Here is a 1,782-nt window from a genome sequence, read left to right on the forward strand (position 1 = left end):
GCCGGCTGCCGTGCCGCCGGTGACGGTGCCGGTCGCGGCGACCGGGGCCGGCGTGCCGCTGGTCGGTTCCGCGCCGGTGGCGGCATCGGCGGCGCCGTTCTACTTCCTCGACGAGGCCGGGGCCGGTCCGCGTGCGGCCGGCGGGCGGGATGGTCTGGATGATCTGGATGGTCTCGCCGCCGCGGCGAGTGCGCCGGCCGTGCTGCCGGCGCAGAGTTTCGGGCTGCCCGGTGAGTCCGAACTGCAGGCACTGCTGCGCTCGCTGACGGCGCCGGGGCCGACGCATGCGGACGGGCCGTACTACTTCGTCGATGCGCCGGCGCCGGTGCCGGCGCTCGCTCCGCTCGCGGCTCCGGCCTTCGACGTGCAGGCGGTGCGCCGGGACTTCCCGATCCTCGCCGAGCGCGTCGCCAATGGCCGGCCGCTGGTCTGGTTCGACAACGCCGCGACCACGCAGAAGCCGCAGGCGGTCATCGACCGGCTCGCGTACTTCTATGCGCACGAGAACTCCAACATCCACCGCGCCGCGCACGAGCTGGCGGCGCGGGCGACCGAGGCCTACGAGCAGGCGCGGCGCACGGTCGCCGGCTTCCTCGGCGCCGGTTCGCCGGACGAGATCGTGTTCGTGCGCGGCGCGACCGAGGCGATCAACCTCGTCGCACAGAGCTGGGGCCGGCAGGAGATCGGCGAGGGCGACGAGATCATCGTCTCGCTGCTGGAACATCACGCCAACATCGTGCCCTGGCAGCGGCTCGCGGCCGAAAAGGGCGCGAAGCTGCGCGTGATCCCGGTCGATGACGACGGCCAGATCCGGCTCGACGAGTACGCACGACTGCTGAACGCGCGCACGAAGCTGGTCGCGGTCACGCAGGTCTCGAACGCGCTCGGCACGATCGTGCCGGTCGCCGACGTGGTGCGGCTCGGCCACGCCGCCGGCGCGCGCGTGCTGATCGACGGCGCGCAGGCGGTCTCGCACCTGCGCGTCGACGTGCAGGCGCTCGATACCGATTTCTACGTGTTCTCGGGCCACAAGATCTTCGGCCCGACCGGCATCGGCGTGCTGTACGGCAAGCCGGAACTGCTGGCGGCGATGCCGCCGTGGCAGGGCGGCGGCAACATGATTGCCGACGTGAGCTTCGAGCAGATCCGCTATCAGGATGCACCGGCGCGCTTCGAGGCCGGCACCGGCAACATCGCCGATGCCGTCGGCCTCGGGGCCGCGCTCGACTATGTGCAGCGGCTCGGCCTGGAGCACATCGCGCAGTACGAGCACGAACTGCTCGTTTACGCGAGCGCCGGCCTGCGCACGGTGCCGGGCCTGCGCCTGATCGGCACGGCGCCCGACAAGGCAAGCGTCGTGTCCTTCGTGCTCGCCGGCTACCGCAGCGACGAGGTCGGCACGGCGCTGAACCGCGAAGGCATCGCCGTGCGCTCGGGCCATCACTGCGCGCAGCCGATCCTGCGCCGCTTCGGTCTGGAGACCTCGGTGCGCCCGTCGCTGGCCTTCTACAACACGCGCGAGGAAGTCGACCGGATGATCCGCGTGCTGCAACAGCTGGCGCGCGAGCGCCGGGTCTGACGCCGCTCACTGCGATTCGCGCTGCCGGTTCCGCCCGGCCCTCCCGCCCTTATGGGCGAGGGCCGGGAGGAACTAAGGAAGAAGCGCGCGGGCGCGCGTGAGGGTTCCGGACAGCCTCCGCCGGCCCGACCGCCACTGCGCGGCCGGGCCGGTTCCGGTTTTCAGGCCGGGATCAGCGCCAGATACAGCACGGCCTCGCCCTG

The 1,782-nt window shown here is 72.2% G+C and carries 1 protein-coding gene; it reads left to right on the forward strand.

Translation table 11 applies throughout. The annotated features are described in order from the left end of the window. Positions 1 to 1,579, forward strand: a 1,579-nt coding sequence (locus tag PKE44_RS19030; RefSeq protein ID WP_324554369.1) for a family 2A encapsulin nanocompartment cargo protein cysteine desulfurase, incomplete at its 5' end; no start/stop codon positions are given. Positions 1,580 to 1,782 lie beyond the last annotated feature (203 nt).

The organism is Plasticicumulans sp. (assembly GCF_035331805.1).
Taxonomy (GTDB): domain Bacteria; phylum Pseudomonadota; class Gammaproteobacteria; order Competibacterales; family Competibacteraceae; genus Plasticicumulans.